Source organism: Azospirillum halopraeferens DSM 3675 (assembly GCF_000429625.1).
Classification (GTDB): Bacteria; Pseudomonadota; Alphaproteobacteria; order Azospirillales; family Azospirillaceae; genus Azospirillum; species Azospirillum halopraeferens.
This window is the reverse complement of the sequence record NZ_AUCF01000004.1, coordinates 382953-400140: the sequence shown is the minus strand read 5'-3', so window position 1 is coordinate 400140 and position 17188 is coordinate 382953. Positions and strand designations below refer to the sequence as shown.

At 70.7% G+C, this 17188-nt stretch carries 14 protein-coding genes and 1 tRNA gene; 10 read left to right on the top strand and 5 right to left on the bottom strand.

The window, feature by feature from the left end; translation table 11 throughout:
• Positions 1-38 precede the first annotated feature (38 nt).
• From G472_RS31445 to G472_RS0105400, 3 genes are read right to left on the bottom strand one after another with little or no spacing between them, the layout of a single operon-like run.
• On the bottom strand, positions 39-308 hold the full coding sequence (locus tag G472_RS31445) for a DUF6111 family protein (RefSeq protein ID WP_035691097.1): 270 nt from the start codon (positions 306-308) through the stop codon (positions 39-41).
• A complete protein-coding gene (locus tag G472_RS0105405) occupies positions 305-916 on the bottom strand; it encodes a CoA pyrophosphatase (RefSeq protein WP_035691096.1) in 612 nt (203 codons plus the stop codon). The genes G472_RS31445 and G472_RS0105405 overlap by 4 nt, the downstream gene beginning before the upstream one ends.
• Complete coding sequence (locus G472_RS0105400; RefSeq protein WP_029007551.1) at positions 913-1482, bottom strand: DUF1285 domain-containing protein; 570 nt, start codon at positions 1480-1482, stop codon at positions 913-915. Before G472_RS0105400 ends, G472_RS0105405 begins: the two co-directional genes overlap by 4 nt.
• 170 nt (positions 1483-1652) lie before the next feature.
• Here G472_RS0105400 and G472_RS0105395 point away from each other — a divergent pair, with 170 nt between their 5' ends.
• The 10 genes from G472_RS0105395 to G472_RS31440 all read left to right on the top strand — a co-directional run bounded on the left by G472_RS0105395 (position 1653) and on the right by G472_RS31440 (position 14634).
• Positions 1653-2582, top strand: coding sequence for an AAA family ATPase (locus G472_RS0105395; RefSeq protein WP_156927022.1), 930 nt, complete (start codon positions 1653-1655; stop codon positions 2580-2582).
• A gap of 10 nt (positions 2583-2592) precedes the next feature.
• Positions 2593-3501, top strand: coding sequence for a DUF58 domain-containing protein (locus G472_RS0105390; RefSeq protein ID WP_029007549.1), 909 nt, complete (start codon positions 2593-2595; stop codon positions 3499-3501).
• A 39-nt stretch (positions 3502-3540) separates the two neighbouring features.
• Entirely contained in the window at positions 3541-6291 is a 2751-nt protein-coding gene (locus G472_RS0105385) for a DUF4159 domain-containing protein (RefSeq protein WP_029007548.1), read from the top strand.
• The gene (locus G472_RS0105380; RefSeq protein ID WP_029007547.1) at positions 6288-8387 is read left to right on the top strand and encodes a membrane protein; all 2100 of its coding nucleotides are present in this window, start codon (positions 6288-6290) and stop codon (positions 8385-8387) included. Before G472_RS0105385 ends, G472_RS0105380 begins: the two co-directional genes overlap by 4 nt.
• 76 nt (positions 8388-8463) lie before the next feature.
• A tRNA-Gln gene (locus G472_RS0105375) sits at positions 8464-8538 on the top strand.
• Between the two features lie 170 nt (positions 8539-8708).
• Positions 8709-10691: a site-specific integrase gene (locus tag G472_RS0105370; RefSeq protein ID WP_156927005.1), complete on the top strand. Its 1983-nt coding sequence runs from the start codon at positions 8709-8711 to the stop codon at positions 10689-10691.
• Positions 10692-11415: 724 nt separating this feature from the next.
• A complete protein-coding gene (locus G472_RS0105365; protein WP_029007545.1) occupies positions 11416-11682 on the top strand; it encodes a hypothetical protein in 267 nt (88 codons plus the stop codon).
• 368 nt (positions 11683-12050) lie between these two features.
• Positions 12051-12845 (top strand): metallophosphoesterase, encoded by a 795-nt coding sequence (locus tag G472_RS0105360; RefSeq protein WP_029007544.1) that lies wholly within the window; start codon positions 12051-12053, stop codon positions 12843-12845.
• A 307-nt stretch (positions 12846-13152) separates the two neighbouring features.
• A complete protein-coding gene (locus tag G472_RS0105355; protein WP_156927004.1) occupies positions 13153-13527 on the top strand; it encodes a hypothetical protein in 375 nt (124 codons plus the stop codon).
• A 63-nt stretch (positions 13528-13590) separates the two neighbouring features.
• Positions 13591-14634: a site-specific integrase gene (locus G472_RS31440; RefSeq protein ID WP_051340455.1), complete on the top strand. Its 1044-nt coding sequence runs from the start codon at positions 13591-13593 to the stop codon at positions 14632-14634.
• Here the strand turns inward: G472_RS31440 and G472_RS0105345 are convergent.
• Together G472_RS0105345 and G472_RS39405 are read right to left on the bottom strand one after the other, a co-directional pair.
• Positions 14552-16207, bottom strand: a complete 1656-nt coding sequence (locus tag G472_RS0105345; protein WP_029007542.1) for a transposase — start codon at positions 16205-16207, stop codon at positions 14552-14554. The two genes, G472_RS31440 and G472_RS0105345, sit on opposite strands and share 83 nt — an antisense overlap.
• A gap of 11 nt (positions 16208-16218) precedes the next feature.
• Complete coding sequence (locus tag G472_RS39405; protein WP_169732781.1) at positions 16219-16524, bottom strand: hypothetical protein; 306 nt, start codon at positions 16522-16524, stop codon at positions 16219-16221.
• Positions 16525-17188: the final 664 nt, after the last annotated feature.

Sequence of the window (17188 nt, the reverse complement as noted above, 5' to 3'; positions counted from 1 at the left end):
CGCATCATACGGCTTGCCGGCGCGGCGTCCATCCCCGCTCAGCGCGGGTCCACCGCCTCCCCGCCGATGACGCGTCCGCCCTCCATGCGGGCCGGGACGTAGGCGGTGCCGGGCGGCGCACCGCCGGACAGGGCCCAGGCCCCCAGCACGAGCACCAGCAGGGCCACGCCGCTGCCCGCGAGCCACGGCCAGGGAAGCCGGGACAGATCGAGCGGCGGACCGCCGTTGCGCGCCCGCCAGGCCAGCCAGGCGACGAACAGGACGGTGGGCAGCAGCAGCGGCAGGACGAACGTCAGGAAGGCCCTCACGGCGACTCGCCCAGCACGTCGCGGAGGTTGACCAGCATGCCCGCGGTGGCGCCCCAGATGTAACGCTCCCCGTAGGGGAAGGCGTAGAAGAAGCGCTGGGCACCCATGAACATGCGGCTGTGGCGCTGCGGGTTGGTGGGGTCGAGGATCACGGTCAGCGGCACCTCGAACACCTCCGCCACCTCAGTCGGGTCGGGTACGATGGCGAAGGGAGGGCGCACGCACCCGACGATCGGCGTGACGCGGAAACCGGTGCGGGTGACGTAGGTGTCCAGCCGGCCGACGATCTCCACCAGGTCACGGTCCAGGCCGATCTCCTCCTGCGTCTCGCGCAGGGCGGTGTCCTCGGGCGAGCGGTCCTCCGGCTCCCGCCGGCCGCCGGGGAAGCTGATCTGTCCCGCATGGGCCGACAGGTGGGCGGTGCGCTGGGTGAAGATCACCGTGGCGCCGCCCGGCCGGTCGACCAGGGGAATCAGCACCGCCGCCTCGCGCAGGGCGGACGGCGGCCCGAATCCGGGATTCAGGTCATGGTCGCCGCGCACCTTCAGGGGCCGCAGCGAGGCCGCCGCGCTGCCCGGAAAGCGCCGGCGGACGTCATCCAGCGTCACTCGCCAGGCCACCTGCCCAGCACGAAGAAGACTCCTTTGCTCCATAGGCCGACCTCGCCCTCCCTGGCCTGGCCGATCGACACGCACCGTTCCACCAGTTCGTAATACACGGACCGGGCTATGCGCGCCTCCAGCCGGTTTCTTATGACAACGTAAGGCACGGACTCGTCCGTTTCCCGGCTCTGCTCCACCCGGATCGGGTGTTCGGGTCCGGCCTCCACCCATTCGTCCAGGTTGGTGCGGAACGACAGCACCTGATCGGTGCCGCTTCCGCTTACCGACATCTCCACCGCGACGAACGGAGCATCCTCGACAACTATGCGCCCTCTCTCGACGGGGGTGATCAGCCAATAATCACCCGCGTCATCCCGCCGCAACACGCTGGCAAACAGCTTCACCAGCTCCATGCGCCGGATGGGACCGTCATTGTGGTACCAGGTGCCGTCCCTGGCAATGCGTATGCCGAACTCCTCTTCCTTTTGGAGAGGTGCTCCGCCGTCGGGGGCATGCGCGGTCATCGCATTCCCCCGCTTGTTTTCGGCGGCCGCGGAGCCGACTTTGTTCATCGCGTCCTGCGCAACCTATTTTCGCCACACTCGTCACATAGGTCTGCCGACCGGGAATGTGAACAGGGAGACACGATTTGAGCGCCCCGAACGCCCTGCCAGCCTCCGCCGGTCCCGAAAACCCCCATCAGCTGCTGGCCGAGGTTGAGACGCTGGGCGTCCGGCTGGCCATGGTACGCGACCGCATCGGCCGCGTCATCTTCGGCCAGCGGGAGGTGGTGGACCTGACCCTGATCACCCTGCTGGCCGGCGGCCACGTGCTGCTGATCGGCGTGCCCGGCCTGGCCAAGACGCGCCTGGTGGAAACCCTGGGCACCGTTCTGGGCCTGGAGGAGAAGCGCATCCAGTGCACGCCGGACCTGATGCCGGCGGACATTCTGGGCTCCGAGGTGCTGGAGGAGTCCGAGGACGGGCGCCGCTCCTTCCGCTTCGTCCCCGGCCCGGTGTTCAGCCAGTTGCTGATGGCCGACGAGATCAACCGCGCCAGCCCGCGCACCCAGTCGGCCCTGTTGCAGGCCATGCAGGAGCGCCGGGTGTCGGTGGCCGGCCACTATCACCCCCTGCCCGCCCCCTTCCACGTCCTGGCCACCCAGAACCCGCTGGAGCAGGAGGGCACCTATCCGCTGCCCGAGGCGCAGCTCGACCGCTTCCTGATGCAGGTCGACGTCACCTATCCCGATCGGGAGGCGGAGCGGCGCATGGTCGTCGCCACCACCGGCGTGGAGCAGGAGAGTGCCGTCACCGTCATCACCCCGACCGAGCTGCAGGCCGCCCAGCGGCTGGTCCGTCGCATCCCCGTGGGCGAAAGCGTGGTGGAGGGCATCCTGGACCTGGTGCGCGCCGGCCGTCCGGAGACCTCCGACGTGGCCGAGGTGACGCGCCACGTCGCCTGGGGCCCCGGCCCCCGCGCCTCGCAGGCGCTGATGCTGGCGGCGCGCGCGCGGGCCGTCCTGGACGGCCGCCTGGCGCCGTCCCTGGACGACGTGGTGGCGCTGGCCAAGCCGGTGCTGCGCCACCGCATGGCGCTGAGCTTCGCGGCGCGCGCCGACGGCGTCACCCTGGATGCGGTCATCGACCGTCTCTGCGAACCGCTGCTCTAGGGCCGCCGCCGTGGCCGCCGCGCCCCCCACCCTCGGCGCCGACGCCCTGCGCGCCCAGCAGCGGGCGGAGACGCTGGCCGCCCGCCTGCCGCCCCTGCTGGTGGAGGCGGAGCGGGTCGCCGCCACCGTCGCCCAGGGCGTCCACGGCCGCCGCCGCGTCGGTCCGGGCGAAACCTTCTGGCAGTTCCGCCGCTACATGCCCGGCGATTCCCCGCAGATGATCGACTGGCGCCAGTCGGCGCGCACACAGCCCGTCTACGTGCGCGAGAACGAGTGGGAGGCGGCGCAGACCGTCTGGCTGTGGCACGACCGCACGCCCAGCATGGGCTACCGCTCCGCCCCCGCCCTGCCGCTCAAGCGCGAGCGGGCGGAGCTGCTGCTGCTGGCGCTGACCGTCCTGCTGATCCGCGGCGGCGAGCGGGTGGCGCTGCTCAACACCGGCCAGCGCCCCGACCACGGGCGCGGCGCCCTGAACCGCATGGCGTCGCGCCTGGCCGATCCCCGGGCGTGGAGCGACGCGCCGGCCGGCCTGCCCCGCATCGAACCCCTGCCCCGGCACGCCCGCGTCGTCCTGTTCGGCGATCTGCTGTCACCGCTGGACGAAATCCACGCCACCGTCGCCGGGCTGACCGGACGGGGGGTGCGCGGCCACCTCATGCAGGTGCTGGACCCCGCGGAGGAGACGCTGCCCTTCGCCGGCCGCGTCGAGTTCGAGGGGCTGGAGGGCGAGGAGGAGCTGCTGGTGCCGCGGGTGGAGGGGGTGCGCGACGCCTATCTGGCGCGCCTGAAGGCCCACCGGGAAGGGCTGGCGGCGCTCGCCCGCACCGCCGGATGGACCTTCGCCGTCCACCGCACCGACCATCCGCCGACGGCCGCCCTCCTGTCGCTGTGGGGCGCCCTGGCGCAGGAGCCTGTCTGAGGCCGCGGCCATCCCCGCGGGAGTGAGAGAACGCAGAGCATGCTGGGTTTCGGGTCCCTCGCCTTCGCCGCCCCCTGGGCGCTCGCCGCCCTGGTGACGCTGCCCGTCCTGTGGTGGCTCCTGCGGGTCACGCCGCCGGCGCCGCGGGTGGTGCGCTTTCCGGCCATCCGCCTGCTGCGCGACCTGGCCGCGCGGGAGGAGACGCCGGCGCGCACGCCCTGGTGGCTTCTGCTGCTGCGCCTGCTGGTCGCCGCCCTGATCATCCTGGCGCTGGCCGGGCCGCTGCTGAACCCGCGCGCGGCCCTGCCCGGCGGCGGCCCCCTGGTGCTGCTGGTCGACAACGGCTGGGCCGCCGGCCGCGACTGGCCGGCCCGGCGCGCGGCGCTGGACGGGCTGGTCACGCAGGCCGAGCGCCAGGACCGCCCGGTGGTGGTGCTGGCCACCGCCCCCGGCCCCGGCGGCGAGGCGCCGGCCGCCACCGCCCCCCTGCCGCCGGTGGAGGCGCGGCGCGCCGTGCAGGCGCTGGAGCCGCGCCCCTGGCCGGCGGATCGCGCCGCGGCGCTGGAGGCGGTGCGTCGCCTGTCCTTCGCCGGCTCCGCCCACAGCGTCTGGCTGAGCGACGGCGTGGCCGCCGCCGAGGGCGTCGACCGGGCGCTGGCCTCGGCGCTCCAGCGCCTGGGCTCCCTGGAGGTGCGCGACGACGGCGCGGCCCGGCCACCCTACCTGCTGATGCCACCGACATCCGACGGGGCGGCCCTGGTGGCCGAGGTGGTGCGCGGCGCCGCCGACCGGCCGGACGTGGTGACCGTGCGCATGACCGCCGCCGACGGCCGCCTGCTGCACCGGGAAACCGTCGCCTTCGAGGCGGGGCAGGCGCGCCGGTCCGTGCGGTTCGACGTGCCGGGCGAGCTGCGCAACGAGGCCGCGGCCCTGCGCATCGAGAACCAGACCACCGCCGCCGCCACCGTTCTGCTGGACGAGCGCTGGCGCCGCCGCCCGGTCGGCCTGGTGTCCGGCCGGCCGGAGGGCGAGAACCAGCCGCTGCTGTCCGACCTGCACTATCTCAGCCGGGCGCTGGAGCCCTACAACGAGGTGCGCCGCGGCGACACGGCGGAGCTGATGCGGCGCGACCTGGCGGTGCTGATCCTGTCCGACGTCGGCGCGCTCACCGGGTCGGAAGCGGAATCCCTGGAGCGGTGGGTGGGCGACGGCGGGGTGCTGGTGCGCTTCGCCGGGCCGCGGCTGGCGCAGAACGCCGACCGCCTGGTGCCGGTGCGCCTGCGCCTGGGCGATCGGGCGCTGGGCGGCGCGCTGTCCTGGTCGGAGCCGGCGACCCTTCAGCCCTTCGCCGCCACAGGACCGTTCCACGGCCTGGCCATCCCGCGCGACGTGGTGGTCAACCGGCAGGTGCTGGCGGAGCCATCGGTCGACCTGGCCGACCGGACCTGGGCGCGCCTGGCCGACGGCACCCCCCTGGTCACCGCCGAGAAGCGCGGCGACGGCTGGGTGGTGCTGGTGCACACCACGGCCAGCCCCGACTGGTCCAACCTGTCCCTGTCCGGCCTGTTCGTCGACATGCTCCGGCGCATCGTGGCGCTGAGCGAGGGCGTCGCCGGCACCGGGCCCGGCGGCACGCTGGAGCCGCAGGAGGTGCTGGACGGCTACGGCCGGCTGCTGGCGCCGGGCGCCACGGTCTTTCCCGTGGAGGCGGAAGCGTTCGGCGCCGCCGCCATCGGCCCGCGCCACCCGCCGGGCCTGTACGGCCGGGAGGACGCGCGCGTCGCCCTGAACCTGACCACCGCGGTCACCGCCCTGGCGCCGCCGGGGGCGCTGCCGCCCGGCGTCGGCCGCGGCGGCTTCGGCGACGGTGGCGAGGTGGCGCTGAAGCCCTATCTGCTGGCGGCGGCGCTGGCGCTGGGCATCCTCGACCTGCTGGTGGCGCTGGCCCTGCGCGGGCTGCTGGGCCGCCGCATCCGACCGCGCCGGGCCGCGGCGACGGCGGCGCTGGCGGCGCTGCTGGCGGCGGGTGTGCCGGTCGCCGGGACGCCCCGGCCGGCGGCGGCGCTGGACGTGGAACGCGCCGTGCGGGCGACGGAGGAGACCTTCCTCGCCCATGTGCGCACCGGCGACGGCGGTGTCGACGCGACGGCGCGCGCCGGGCTGGAGGGGCTGGTGGAGGTGCTGGGCCGCCGCACCGCCGCGGAGGCGGCGGGCGCCATGGCCGTCGATGTGGAGACGGACGAGCTGGCCTTCTTCCCGCTGCTGTACTGGCCGGTCACGCCGACCCAGCCGGCCCTGTCGGACACGGCGCGGGCGCGGGTGAACGATTACCTGCGCAACGGCGGCGTCATCCTGTTCGACACCCGCGACCAGGCGCGCTCGCTGATGCCCGGGGCCGGTCCGGGGGCGCAGGCGCTGCGGCGGCTGACCGACGGGCTGGACATCCCGGCGCTGGCCCCCGTGCCGCCCGACCATGTGCTGACCAAGGCGTTCTACCTGCTCCAGGACTTCCCCGGCCGCTACACCGGCGGCGAGGTTTGGGTGGAGGCGCGCGAGGGCCGCCTGAACGACGGCGTCTCCTCGGTCGTCATCGGCGCCAATGACTGGGCGTCGGCCTGGGCGGTGGAGCCCAACACCGGCCAGCCCCTCTACCCCGCGGTGCCCGGCGGCGAGCGCCAGCGGGAGATGGCCTACCGCTTCGGGGTCAACGTCGTGATGTACGCCCTGACCGGCAACTACAAGGCCGATCAGGTCCATGTGCCCGCCATTCTGGAAAGGCTCGGTCAATGACGACCGGCGGTTTCGTCGACGCCACCTCCATCGCCTTCGATCCGCTGCTGCCGTGGGAGGCTCTGGCCGTCCTGTTCGGTGCGGCGGCCCTGGTGCTGCTGCTGGGCCTGGTCCGGCGCGCCCGCGGCATCGCCTGGCGGCTGCTGGCCTTTGCCGTGCTGGCCGCGGCGCTGCTCAACCCGTCACTGGTGCACGAGGAGCGCGAGCCCATCCGGGACGTCGCCGTCATCGTCGTCGACGATTCCCCCAGCCAGGCGGTCGGCGACCGGCGGGCGCGGGCGGAGCGGGCACTGAGCGACCTGACGGAGCGGCTGGAGCGCTTCGACGACCTGGAGGTGCGCGTGGTGCGGGCCGGCCACGGTGCCGGCGGCGAGGGGGCGATCAACGAGACGCGCCTGTTCGAGGCGCTGAACGGCGCCGTCGCCGACGTGCCGCGCCGCCGCCTGGCGGGGGCGGTGCTGATCACCGACGGGCAGGTGCACGACATTCCCGACTCCCCGGGCCGGCTGGCCGAAGGCGGCCCGATCCACACCCTGCTGACCGGCGACCGGGACGAGCGCGACCGCCGCCTCACGATCGTTCAGGCGCCGGGCTACGGCATCGTCGGCCGGCCGGTGGAGGTGACGATCCGGGTGGACGACCTGCCGCAGCGCCAGTCCGCCACCGCGGCGGTGACGCTGCGCCGCGACGGCGGGCCGCCGCGGGTGGTGCAGGTGCCGGTGGGCCGCGACCACGTGCTGGAGATGCCGGTCGACCACGGCGGCCAGAACGTGCTGGAGCTGGAGGTGGCGGCGGCACGCGAGGAGCTGACGCTGGCCAACAACCGGGCCGCGGTGGTGGTGAACGGCGTGCGCGACCGGCTGCGGGTGCTGCTGGTGTCGGGCGAGCCCCACGCGGGCGAGCGGACGTGGCGCAACCTGCTGAAGGCCGACCCCTCGGTGGACCTGGTGCACTTCACCATCCTGCGCCCGCCGGAGAAGCAGGACGGCACGCCGATCCGCGAGCTGTCGCTGATCGCCTTCCCCATCCGCGAGCTGTTCGAGATCAAGCTGGACGAGTTCGACCTGATCATCTTCGACCGCTACCGGCGGCGCGGCGTGCTGCCGCAGATGTACCTGGAGAACATCGCCCGCTACGTGCAGGAGGGCGGCGCGCTGCTGGAAACCAGCGGACAGGGCTATGCCACGCCCCTGTCGCTGTTCCGCACGCCGCTGGGCGAGGTGCTGCCGGCGGAGCCGACCGGCCGCACCATCGGCCAGCCCTTCCGCCCGGTGGTGACCGAGTTGGGCCGCCGCCACCCGGTGACCGCGGGGCTGCCCGGTGACCGCGCCGACGGCGAGCCGGAGTGGGGTCGCTGGTTCCACCAGGTGGAGGTGCAGCCGGCCGGCGGATCGGTGGTGATGACCGGCGCCGAGGACCGTCCGCTGCTGATCCTGGACCGCGTCGGCGAAGGCCGGGTGGCGCAGCTCGCGTCCGACCAGATCTGGTTGTGGAGCCGCGGCTTCGAGGGCGGCGGCCCGCAGGCGGAGCTGCTGCGCCGGCTCGCCCACTGGCTGATGAAGGAGCCGGAGCTGGAGGAGAACGACCTGCGCACCATCGTCGACGGCAACCGCATCACGGTGGAGCGCCGCTCCCTGGAGCCCGACCCGCGCTCGGTGACGCTGACGGCGCCCTCGGACGAGACGCGCACCCTGGACATGCAGGCCGCCCCCGGCGGGCGCACGGTGGCGACGGTGGTGGCGGACGCGCCCGGCATCTACCGCGTCACCGACGGCGAGCGCACGGCCCTGGCGGTGGTGGGCACCGTCAACCCGCCGGAACTGGCCGACCTGCGCTCCACCGGCGAGCGGCTGGCTCCGGTGGCCGAAGCGACGGGGGGCGGCATCCACTGGATCGCCGATCAGGGCCAGGGCGGCATCCCCGTGCGCCGCACCCGCCCCGACCGCGACCAGTCCGGCGACGACTGGATCGGCCTGCGCGCCAACGGCGACCACGTGGTGACCGGCGTCACCGACGTGCCCCTGCTGCCCGTCGCCGCGGTGCTGGCCCTGGCGCTCGCCACCCTGCTGCTGGCCTGGCGCCGCGAGGGCCGCTGAGGACGGGTTCGGACGCGAAACACCCTGTTGCACCGGGGCCGGATTGCCGTTATGGTGCCGGCCCTTCCCGACGCGTTGGGGCGTCGCCAAGCGGTAAGGCAGCGGTTTTTGGTACCGCCATTCCCAGGTTCGAATCCTGGCGCCCCAGCCATTCCCAGCTGCATCCCCGCGGAAATCCTTGGCTTTTCGGGCCCCCGTCCACCGACCGGCCGGTCGGCGACGGGCGCTGTCATCCGGCGTGTCGCCCCGCTGTCGCACAGACTGTGCACCGGAGCGCGTCGACCGGGGCGCCGCCCCCGTCGCCCGGCCAAGCGAGGGAAGATGTCCGCGAGCCCGCATCTCTACCGCCGCGGCACCGCCTACTGGTGGCGCCGGCGCGTTCCCAAACGCGTCCAGGCGGCCTTCAGCCGCCGTGTTTTTGCTTTTTCGCTACGAACCCACATCCCCTGCGAGGCGCGGAGCCGCGCCGCCCGACTGCGGGCGGCCACCGATGCGCTGTTCGACGGGGTTTGGCAGGCGATGGCACTCGGACTGGCGCTGACCAGGGAGCAAATGGACGCGGTCATCGTCGATCTCATCCGCCATGAGATCGACGCGGCCGAGTACGCCCGTGCCCTGTCCCAGGCCCGCACCCCCGAGGAGGCCGATGCCGCGGCGGCCCGCGCCCGCGCCATGCGCGCCGAACTGCAGACCGCCCTGCGCCTCAACCAACTCGAGGGCGTGCGCGGTCCCCTCGATGCCGCCCTGGGCCGATTCCAGCTGACGCTGCCGCCGGAGACCCCGGACTATCGCGTGCTCCTGCGGCAGGCGGCCTGGGGCCTGACTCGGGTGGCCACGGTCAACGAGCAGCGCGAGAAGGGCCTCTATGAGGAGGACGCTTTCTTCACCATGCCGCCGAACGGGGGTGGTCCGTCCCGGATCGATCCGCCGATGGGCGGGATGGCAGGAGTGGCCGCGCCGCCGCCCGCCACCGTGCCCACGCCGCCGTCCGGTGACAGCCCCGCCCCGTCGGCGGGCGCGATCGGCACATCGGGCGGAGCGCGGACGACCGTGGGACCGGCTCCGCAGGGCGGGGGTATCACGGTGAAGCAGGCCTTCGAGCGGCTGATCGCTGAGAAGTCATCCAGCTCTTCCTGGGTGAAGAACATGCGCCGCAAGGTCGAGGCCTCCTGCCGCCTGGTGCTGGAGACGATGGGGGACATCCCGCTCTCCGCGGTGAGCAAGGACCAAGTCGAGGAGTTCCGGACGCTGGTGGCACAGCTCCCCGCCGATCACGGCAAGCGCCCCCGCGACACCCGCACAATCCGAGAGCTTGTGGACGACATCAATGCCGAGGAACAGGACCGCCTCGACGAACTGCGGGAGCGGGTGGATCTCGGTCTGTTGAGCCGCACCGATTTCGTCGATCTCCGCGAGCGTACGGGCGTCCGACGCCTGACATCGACAACGATCAACCTGCACATGGACCGTCTGTCGAGCGTCTTCCAATGGGCGATCGACAACGACCTGTTCTTCGGCCGCAATCCCTGCAGCGGCAAGCGCCTCGACGCCGGGGAATGCGACGCGCGCGACCGCGAGGTGCCCCGCACCGAGCGCATGGCGTGGGGGCGGGAAGGCTTGCGGGCGCTGTTCACCTCGCCGGCCTTCCGTGGCGAGGGCCTGCGCACGGACGCTCTGTTCTGGGCTCCTCTGATCGCCGCCCATGCCGGCCTCCGGTCGGAGGAAGTGCTGCAACTTCAGTTGGAGGACATCCGTCAACGCGACGGAGTCTGGTGCCTGCGGATTTGGGACGGCCCGGGCCGGACCGTCAAGAACAAGGCTTCCGTCCGGGAGGTGCCGCTCCACGCCACGCTGATCGCGCTGGGGATACTGGATTTGGTCGCAATACGGCGCCGGGAGGGTTGCAAGCGCCTGTTCGCCGACCTGGAACGGGGGGCGGTGACCGAGACCTTCACCGAGCTTTTCTCCAAGCGCTTCGGGCGCTACACGCGTGAACACGGGCTGTGGGCGCCCGAACATGACTTCCATTCGCTGCGCAAGGACTTCAACGTCCGGCTGCGCGAGGGAAAAGTGCCGGTGGGCGCCCGCAAACGCCTGATCGGCCATGTCATCAAGGACATGACCGATGGCACGTACGACCCCTTGGGCGAGTCGATGATCACGCTTCGCGAGTATGTCGACAGGATCGACCACGGTATCCGCGTCGGGCCCAACCGCGAGCTCCTGCTGGACGCCGGCGCGAGCAGTCCCGTCGCCCAAGCCCAAACCGGCGTCGAGACCTTCGCCATCAAGGTCAGGGCCTAAGACCGCGGGGGCGCCCCGTCGAAACGACCGACGGGGTGCCGACACCGCCGCGTTGGTGGCCTCAGGCCGCCCTGCCCCAAAGGCGTCGCCTCCGATCGTCCGATCCGAGCGGGGATCCACACCGGCCGTCTGCGTTTCCGAAATGGACACACGATCCATGCTGTGACTTTAGTCACATTTCGGTGTTGCGCTCTGGCTTCTGATCACATAAAGTAAATGCGTCGAGCAACCACCTGACGCTCTACGCGACGCTCGCGTGCAGAGGCAAATGAACTCTCGTGGAGATCTGCGCCAACACGGCCGCCCGCAGTGTGAATTCAGATACTGAATTTCATCGCCCCGTTTATGATCAAGACGAGCGTTGTTACCACGGATGCGGTGATGCTGACTGTTTTTGCTTTGTATCCTGGCCTTCGCCAGCGGTGCCCGCATGAGCTCGGGGCGTCATCGCGTCGGGCCGAAGCCCTCCGCTCCAGACTGCGCGATGGGGGCAGGAGCTCAAGAGCACTGCCCTCGGTTGTTGTGCGTGGTCGTCGTCCCGGGGGGCCGCAGGCATCCGGCCGGCAGGTCCTAGGATCTTGGTCCGCTGCACCACCCCTATGACGCGGAAAGGCCGCCTCCGAAGCGGTCATCACATTCGCCTCGTGGCGGCATGGGCCAGCCCGGGCAAACCACGTTCACAAGTGCCCTGCTGTCGACACCCATTGGAAAACAGGAGAATACAGTGACTGAGGTGGAGCAATTGCTGCGCGATCTGGTGGAAGCCGATGGCCTTGGGCCCTACGCGTACTCCAGATTTCAGCAGTACCAGGACGAGGTCGACCGCCTGCGGGCGCGCCTGGCCTCCGCACCGGACGATGTCCGCTTCGGTGATTACCGGACGGCTATTCTGCAGGCCGGGCCGGCCGGCAGCCCCTTGTACAACGTCGTGTTGGAGGCCGTTGGACACGCCCTGAGGGAGGACGAGGCCGACAGAAGCGCGAAGCCGTGAAGGCATTGTCCGCTCCCGCGGGCGCTGCCGACGCGGCACGGCGGGCGCCGCGCCGCCATCACCGCGGTTCGGTCGGCCGCCGCCTGCTCCTGCAGACCGTGCGCGAGAGGGGCGGGGCCGGTTGCCCCCCAACCGTTGTTGACGCTCGGTTCAGCCGTGCTCACGCGCTCGGCACGCCGGAGCGGCCGATGTCGATGCCACGCGGATGCGCCCCCGCAACGCCCGCAGGTCCGGTCGCCGTGGCCGTGGCGCTGGTGTCCTCCCCTTCGGGAGGCACGCGGCGCGGCACCGCTCTCCCGCACCGACAGCCCAGCGGAACTCCCTTGCCTGAACCGCAGGTCATGCGAACCCAGGAGTCAAACTGCGCCATGCCCCGTATTGCCGTGTTTTCGGACTTGCATCTGGAGTTCGGAGATCTCCCCAACCCGAACGTGACTGCCGACGTCGTCGTTTTGGCAGGCGATGTCTACACCAAGAATCGCGCCTGGAAGGGGGACAGCGCCGAGGCCTTCTTTGGCTGCCCGGTCGTCGCCGTGGCCGGCAACCATGAGTTTTACTCAGGGCACATCGACACGGCGCTTGCCAAGACCAAAGCGGCGGCCGCCGCCAAAGGCATCACGCTCCTCGAGCGCGAGGAACTGGTCCTCGCCGGCACGCGGTTCCTGGGCTGCACCTTGTGGAGCGACTTTCGACTTTTCGCCGCCGACGACCTGACGCGTGTGAAGGCCGACGCCAGCCTGTGCGTCGGCGACCGGTACAGTGGCGGGCTAAATGACTTCCGTTGCATCCGCGTCGCCAAGGACGGCTACCGGCGCTTCCGCCCCCTGGACGCCGCGACGTTGCACGCGGCTTCGGTGGCGTGGCTGGACGCCCGCTTGGCCGAGCCGTTCGACGGCCCCACGGTGGTGGTCACCCACCACGCGCCATCGCTCAAGTGCGTGCCGGAGGCGTGGCTGGATGATTGCCGCACGGCGGCCTACGCCTCCGATCTCGGCTGGCTCATCGACAAGCACCAGCCCGCGGCATGGTGTTACGGGCACATCCACGAAAACGTACCGGCCTTCCAGTTGGGAAAAACCGTTATGGTGTCAAACCCACGGGGCTATTACCCGCGCCATTTGAACCCGAATTTCAGACCGGATCTTGTGATCGAGGTGTCGTAATGCGCCGCCGTGCGCATGAAACGACCAGGGCACCGATGACGGATACAACCTTTTATCTGCGCGTCCGGGATGGCCGCCACGATCATGAATGTGACTGAAGTCACATTACCCTGTTGCGTCCAGGCTCGGGATCGCCTATTCTCAATGTGTCGCGCCACGCCTCCACATCCGGGAGACGTTCGCTTGTCCGGGCGAAACGCCCGCTTGAAGGACTGAGACCAATCCGCTGTCCGCAGCATGACTTTGGTCCTATCCCTCACCATGCCTCGGCATGGGCAAGACGAACCTCGGTTGTATGGAGGCCACGATGCCCGATACCAACAGCAAGGCCCTACTTCTGGCGCAATGCGCCCGCGTCGGACTGGATCTCACCGTTGAGCGCGGTGGCTTCGGTTTTCCGAAGGTGTCGTTCTGTTTCCTCCGCAAGATGCAGGAAAGCTATTTCGGCCTGCGCGAGGCCGGAAAATGCGTCGCCTCCCCCCGAACGCATCCCAACGATCCGGTCCGGGTTGCCGAGGAGCAGCAGGACTTCGAGCTCGACGCAGCCGCGTCGCTCGCGCCCATAATCGACGCTGTGGAGGCGTGCGGTGTGACCCTGCACGTCCGGGTCGCGACGAACCGGTCCACAGGAGCCAACGTCGCGCGAGTCACGATCGCCGGCCCGCATCAGCGGATCGTCTGAGCAGACCCGCCGAGGGGGGCCTCGCGCCCCCTCATCTGCCATCTCCCATAGGACCGGTCCATCATGAGCATTCCCGTCTGCATGCGGAAGGCCGCCGGCTTGGGGGCGCTGCCGACCGAAGCCCTGGACTCCGGCGCATCTGAAGCCCCCCTGTCCGAGCCGCTCCGGCGTCTGCAGGAACACGCCGCCGCCGCCCGCGGCGCCTTCGCCCCAGCCACGGAGCGCGCCGTCCGCAGCGACATCAGCGCCTTCCGACGCTGGTGCGTCGGCATGGGCGCCGCGTTCTTCCCGGCGGCCCCGGCCACCGTCGCGGCCTACGTGGACGCCACGGCCCCCCGGTACGCCGTCGCGACGCTGCGGCGACACCTGTCCAGCGTCGCCCGGTTGCACCGGGCCGGCGGGCTCGACGATCCGACCAAGGCGGAAGCCGTCCGGCTGGCCCTACGACGAGCCGCCCGCGCCAAGCGGACCCGACCACGACAGGCGGCCGCGATCACCGAACGGGTTCTGGACAGGCTGTTCGAGGCCATTCCCATGGCAACCCTGGCGGACCTGCGCGACCGCGCCCTGCTGCTGGCAGGCCGCGATCTCCTGGCCCGCCGCTCCGAACTGGTGTCCCTCGACGTCGAGAACGTGCAGCCGCAGGACGACGGCAGCGCGCTGGTGCTCATCGCCCGCTCGAAGACCGACCAGGAGGGCCAGGGCGTCCTGCTCTGGCTGTCGCCGCCCACCGTGGAGGCTCTGTTCACCTGGTTGGAAGCCGCCGGCATCACCTCCGGCGCCCTCTTCCGCCGGGTGCACAAAGGCGGCCGGTCCGTGGGCAACCGGCTGTCGGGCGACGCCGTCGCCGCGATCTGCAAGCGACGGGCTCGGGCGGCTGGCCTCGATCCCGGCGGCTTCTCAGGCCATAGCTGTCGCGTCGGCATGGCGCACGACCTCGCCGCCGCCGGCGTCGAGTTGCCGGCTTTGATGCAGGCGGGCCGTTGGCGCAGCCCGGACATGCCCGCCCGCTACATCGAACGGGTCACCGCGGGACGGGGGGCGGTGGCCCGCTACCACCGCCAGCAGCCCCCGAGCGCTCGAACCGCGCGGCCAACTCCGCCATGAGGGCCTCGCTCAGGGTGTCGCCGACCCGCAGGGAACGCAGCACCGACACCAGCGGGTCCGATCCGCGGGATGGCGGCGGGCCGGCTACCGTGGGCCGGTTGGCCAACGCATGGCCCGCCAGCGCGGCACAGCACTCGTTGTGGGTGCGGATGCCCACCCGGTGAAGAACCCGCAACCGAAACTGTTCGAACATGCCGCTGCGTTCACCGAAACCGCGCGCCTCCGCGTAGATCGCGTTGATCTCCCGGTTCAAGGCCTCCGTGGCGGCGTTGGTGGGCCGCCGTCCGCCGTCCTTCCGGACGTCCGCGTGGAAATAGGCGACCACGTCCGGCAGGCGGCTCTCCACATGCCTGGCACTCGGGCCGTACACCTCCCGGGTCACCGCCGGCGCCCCGGGGCTGGACACCCAGGTGTGGATCCAGCTTTTGATCGCCTCGGCTGCCTCCTCGGGATCGCTGCAGGTCTGGAACAGGCCGTACCAAGCCTCCTTCGCCCAATAGACGCTGCGCAGCCCGCCGTGGTCGAGGATCTGTTCAAGCCGCACGCGCTCCTCTTCGGAAAGCTGCCCCTCGCGCTGGTTCATCAAGTGGAAGGCGTTGGCAAGCGGATCGCCACCGTCGCGTCGGCGCTCGCGCTTGACCGTGTTCATGTAGGCCAGCATGCGCTGGCGAAAGGGTTCCAGGACGTGGCGTTTGTCCACCACGATCCTTGCCTGGGGCAGACAGCGCCGCACGGCGCTCGCATAGGCGTTGGCGTAGTCGAGAGAGACGACGCGCACGCGCTCTCGTCCGCGGAATCCCATCAGGCATTCGACGACGGCTTCGGCCGTAAGGCCCGGAAAGATTTCGACCACCGCCCCTCGATCGAGATCGGTCAGCTGCGTGAAGTGGCGCCCGCCCACCTTCACGTCATCCAGTCCCAGACGCTCGGGCAGGACCCGGGGGAGAGCCGCATCGACACGCTGTGCGTAGTTGCAGAACATCGCGGCAACCGTGCGTTCGCTCGCTCCCGTCTCCCGGGCAATCTCCGCAAACGAACGCCGATGGCTCTGACGCTCGATCCAGCGGACGAGCCGGCGCGTCATGCGGCGGTGTGGATCGATCGCGCGATTGCGAAGGGTTTCGGTCCTCGTACCGTTCTTGCGCCGGCCGCCGTCCCGCTTTCCCGGTTCCCCAACCGACACCGATGGGTCGGATGGCGCCTCCGGCGCGACACGGTACGTCGCCCGGGTCAGGACCAACTCCACGGGCCCTCTGGCGTTCGGAACGTCCAGCAGGCGGACGTCGTAGAACCGCACCGGTGAACGCCCCGCCGGCACCGCTTCCTCCGCGTGAACCACCGTCCAGCGCTGACCGGCTCCCAAGACGTCATCGAACTGGCCGTAGTCGAAGCCATCCACCTCATTCACGTCGAGATCGCCCGGCTCGATCGCCACCTCACCGTCGCTCCCCCGGTCGTGCGGTCGCCGCCAGCCGCCCGGACGGGTGATCTCGTGAATCGCCGTGCAGATGGTGCCGGGCAGCGGCGCCCACCCGGACACGGCGCAGGAACGCTCTTCCGAGGTCCGCCGCATGTGGGGCCCCTCTACAGATCGAACAGCGTCGGCTGCGCCAACGGTGGTCGGGGCGGCGACCGCCGACCCGATGACCTGCTTCTCACCCCGGACAGGGTGTCGAACTCGGTGCGGAGTTGCTCCAGCGTGTCGCTGATTCGCCGCAGCTCGGAAAACACCTCCGCGGAAACTCCGCCCTCGGCGTCCGTTGGGGATGGCAGCCAGGCAGGTTCGCCCCGGCGCACCCTTTCGGCCGCCTGCCTGAACGCCGCCTTGTGCTCCGGCGGTATCCAGAGGTTGCATTGCTCATATTTTTTTCTGCTGGTCTGTCGTGCCATGTCGGAGCCCACTTGCTGGTTCGGGCCGAAAGTGGACACGAGAGCAGCGCTCACAAGCGCGAACGGCCCAGATTATCTCCCGAAATGGACCGAAGCAAATCAACGTTCCGAGCAAGGGAACTCTGCCTCGAAGCTGCGCGTCCTAGACCCGGACCGCCAATGCTACCTGGCATCACGGGGTCTATGCGCTTCTAGGTTACGCCCGGCTATCCGCATTCCAATGTGATCCGTGGCGGATGTCGCTGCCGATTACCTCGGATAAGCGGAATTATCCGAGGTAATTTCCCTTGCCGATCAGGCCCCGTCCGCGGCATGAGCGAGATTGTCAGCAGTCGACGCTCGGAGTGGTTCACATTGTTTCGCGGATAGCCGGGCGCCGCCTAGGTTTTCCTAGACCGCCCCCAGACCGGTGTACCGGTGGACAACAGGGGTCTAGATCCAGAGCCCGAGAAAACTACTTTGGATAGAACTCTTGGAGTTTACAGTGTGAAGCTGCGCGACTCAATGACCCTCCAGCAGCAGGGGGCCTCCGCCCCAAGCTACTGCATTCCAAAGGGAATCGCTAATCGAGGAGGGGTCAAACGGACGCCGATAGGGGGTCCGAATCGATGCTGATTCGCAAAGCAACCGCACGGGTGTGTCGGTGGGCGCTCGAGCATCCGTG

Excerpts from the sequence above, each read along its gene's own strand:
- G472_RS0105400 (WP_029007551.1), bottom strand. The coding sequence starts at position 1,482 with ATGAACAAAGTCGGCTCCGCGGCCGCCGAAAACAAGCGGGGGAATGCG.
- G472_RS0105395 (WP_156927022.1), top strand. The coding sequence starts at position 1,653 with ATGGTACGCGACCGCATCGGCCGCGTCATCTTCGGCCAGCGGGAGGTG.
- G472_RS0105385 (WP_029007548.1), top strand. The coding sequence starts at position 3,541 with ATGCTGGGTTTCGGGTCCCTCGCCTTCGCCGCCCCCTGGGCGCTCGCC.
- G472_RS0105380 (WP_029007547.1), top strand. The coding sequence starts at position 6,288 with ATGACGACCGGCGGTTTCGTCGACGCCACCTCCATCGCCTTCGATCCG.
- G472_RS0105370 (WP_156927005.1), top strand. The coding sequence starts at position 8,709 with ATGTCCGCGAGCCCGCATCTCTACCGCCGCGGCACCGCCTACTGGTGG.
- G472_RS0105360 (WP_029007544.1), top strand. The coding sequence starts at position 12,051 with ATGCCCCGTATTGCCGTGTTTTCGGACTTGCATCTGGAGTTCGGAGAT.
- G472_RS0105355 (WP_156927004.1), top strand. The coding sequence starts at position 13,153 with ATGCCCGATACCAACAGCAAGGCCCTACTTCTGGCGCAATGCGCCCGC.
- G472_RS31440 (WP_051340455.1), top strand. The coding sequence starts at position 13,591 with ATGAGCATTCCCGTCTGCATGCGGAAGGCCGCCGGCTTGGGGGCGCTG.
- G472_RS0105345 (WP_029007542.1), bottom strand. The coding sequence starts at position 16,207 with ATGCGGCGGACCTCGGAAGAGCGTTCCTGCGCCGTGTCCGGGTGGGCG.
- G472_RS39405 (WP_169732781.1), bottom strand. The coding sequence starts at position 16,524 with ATGGCACGACAGACCAGCAGAAAAAAATATGAGCAATGCAACCTCTGG.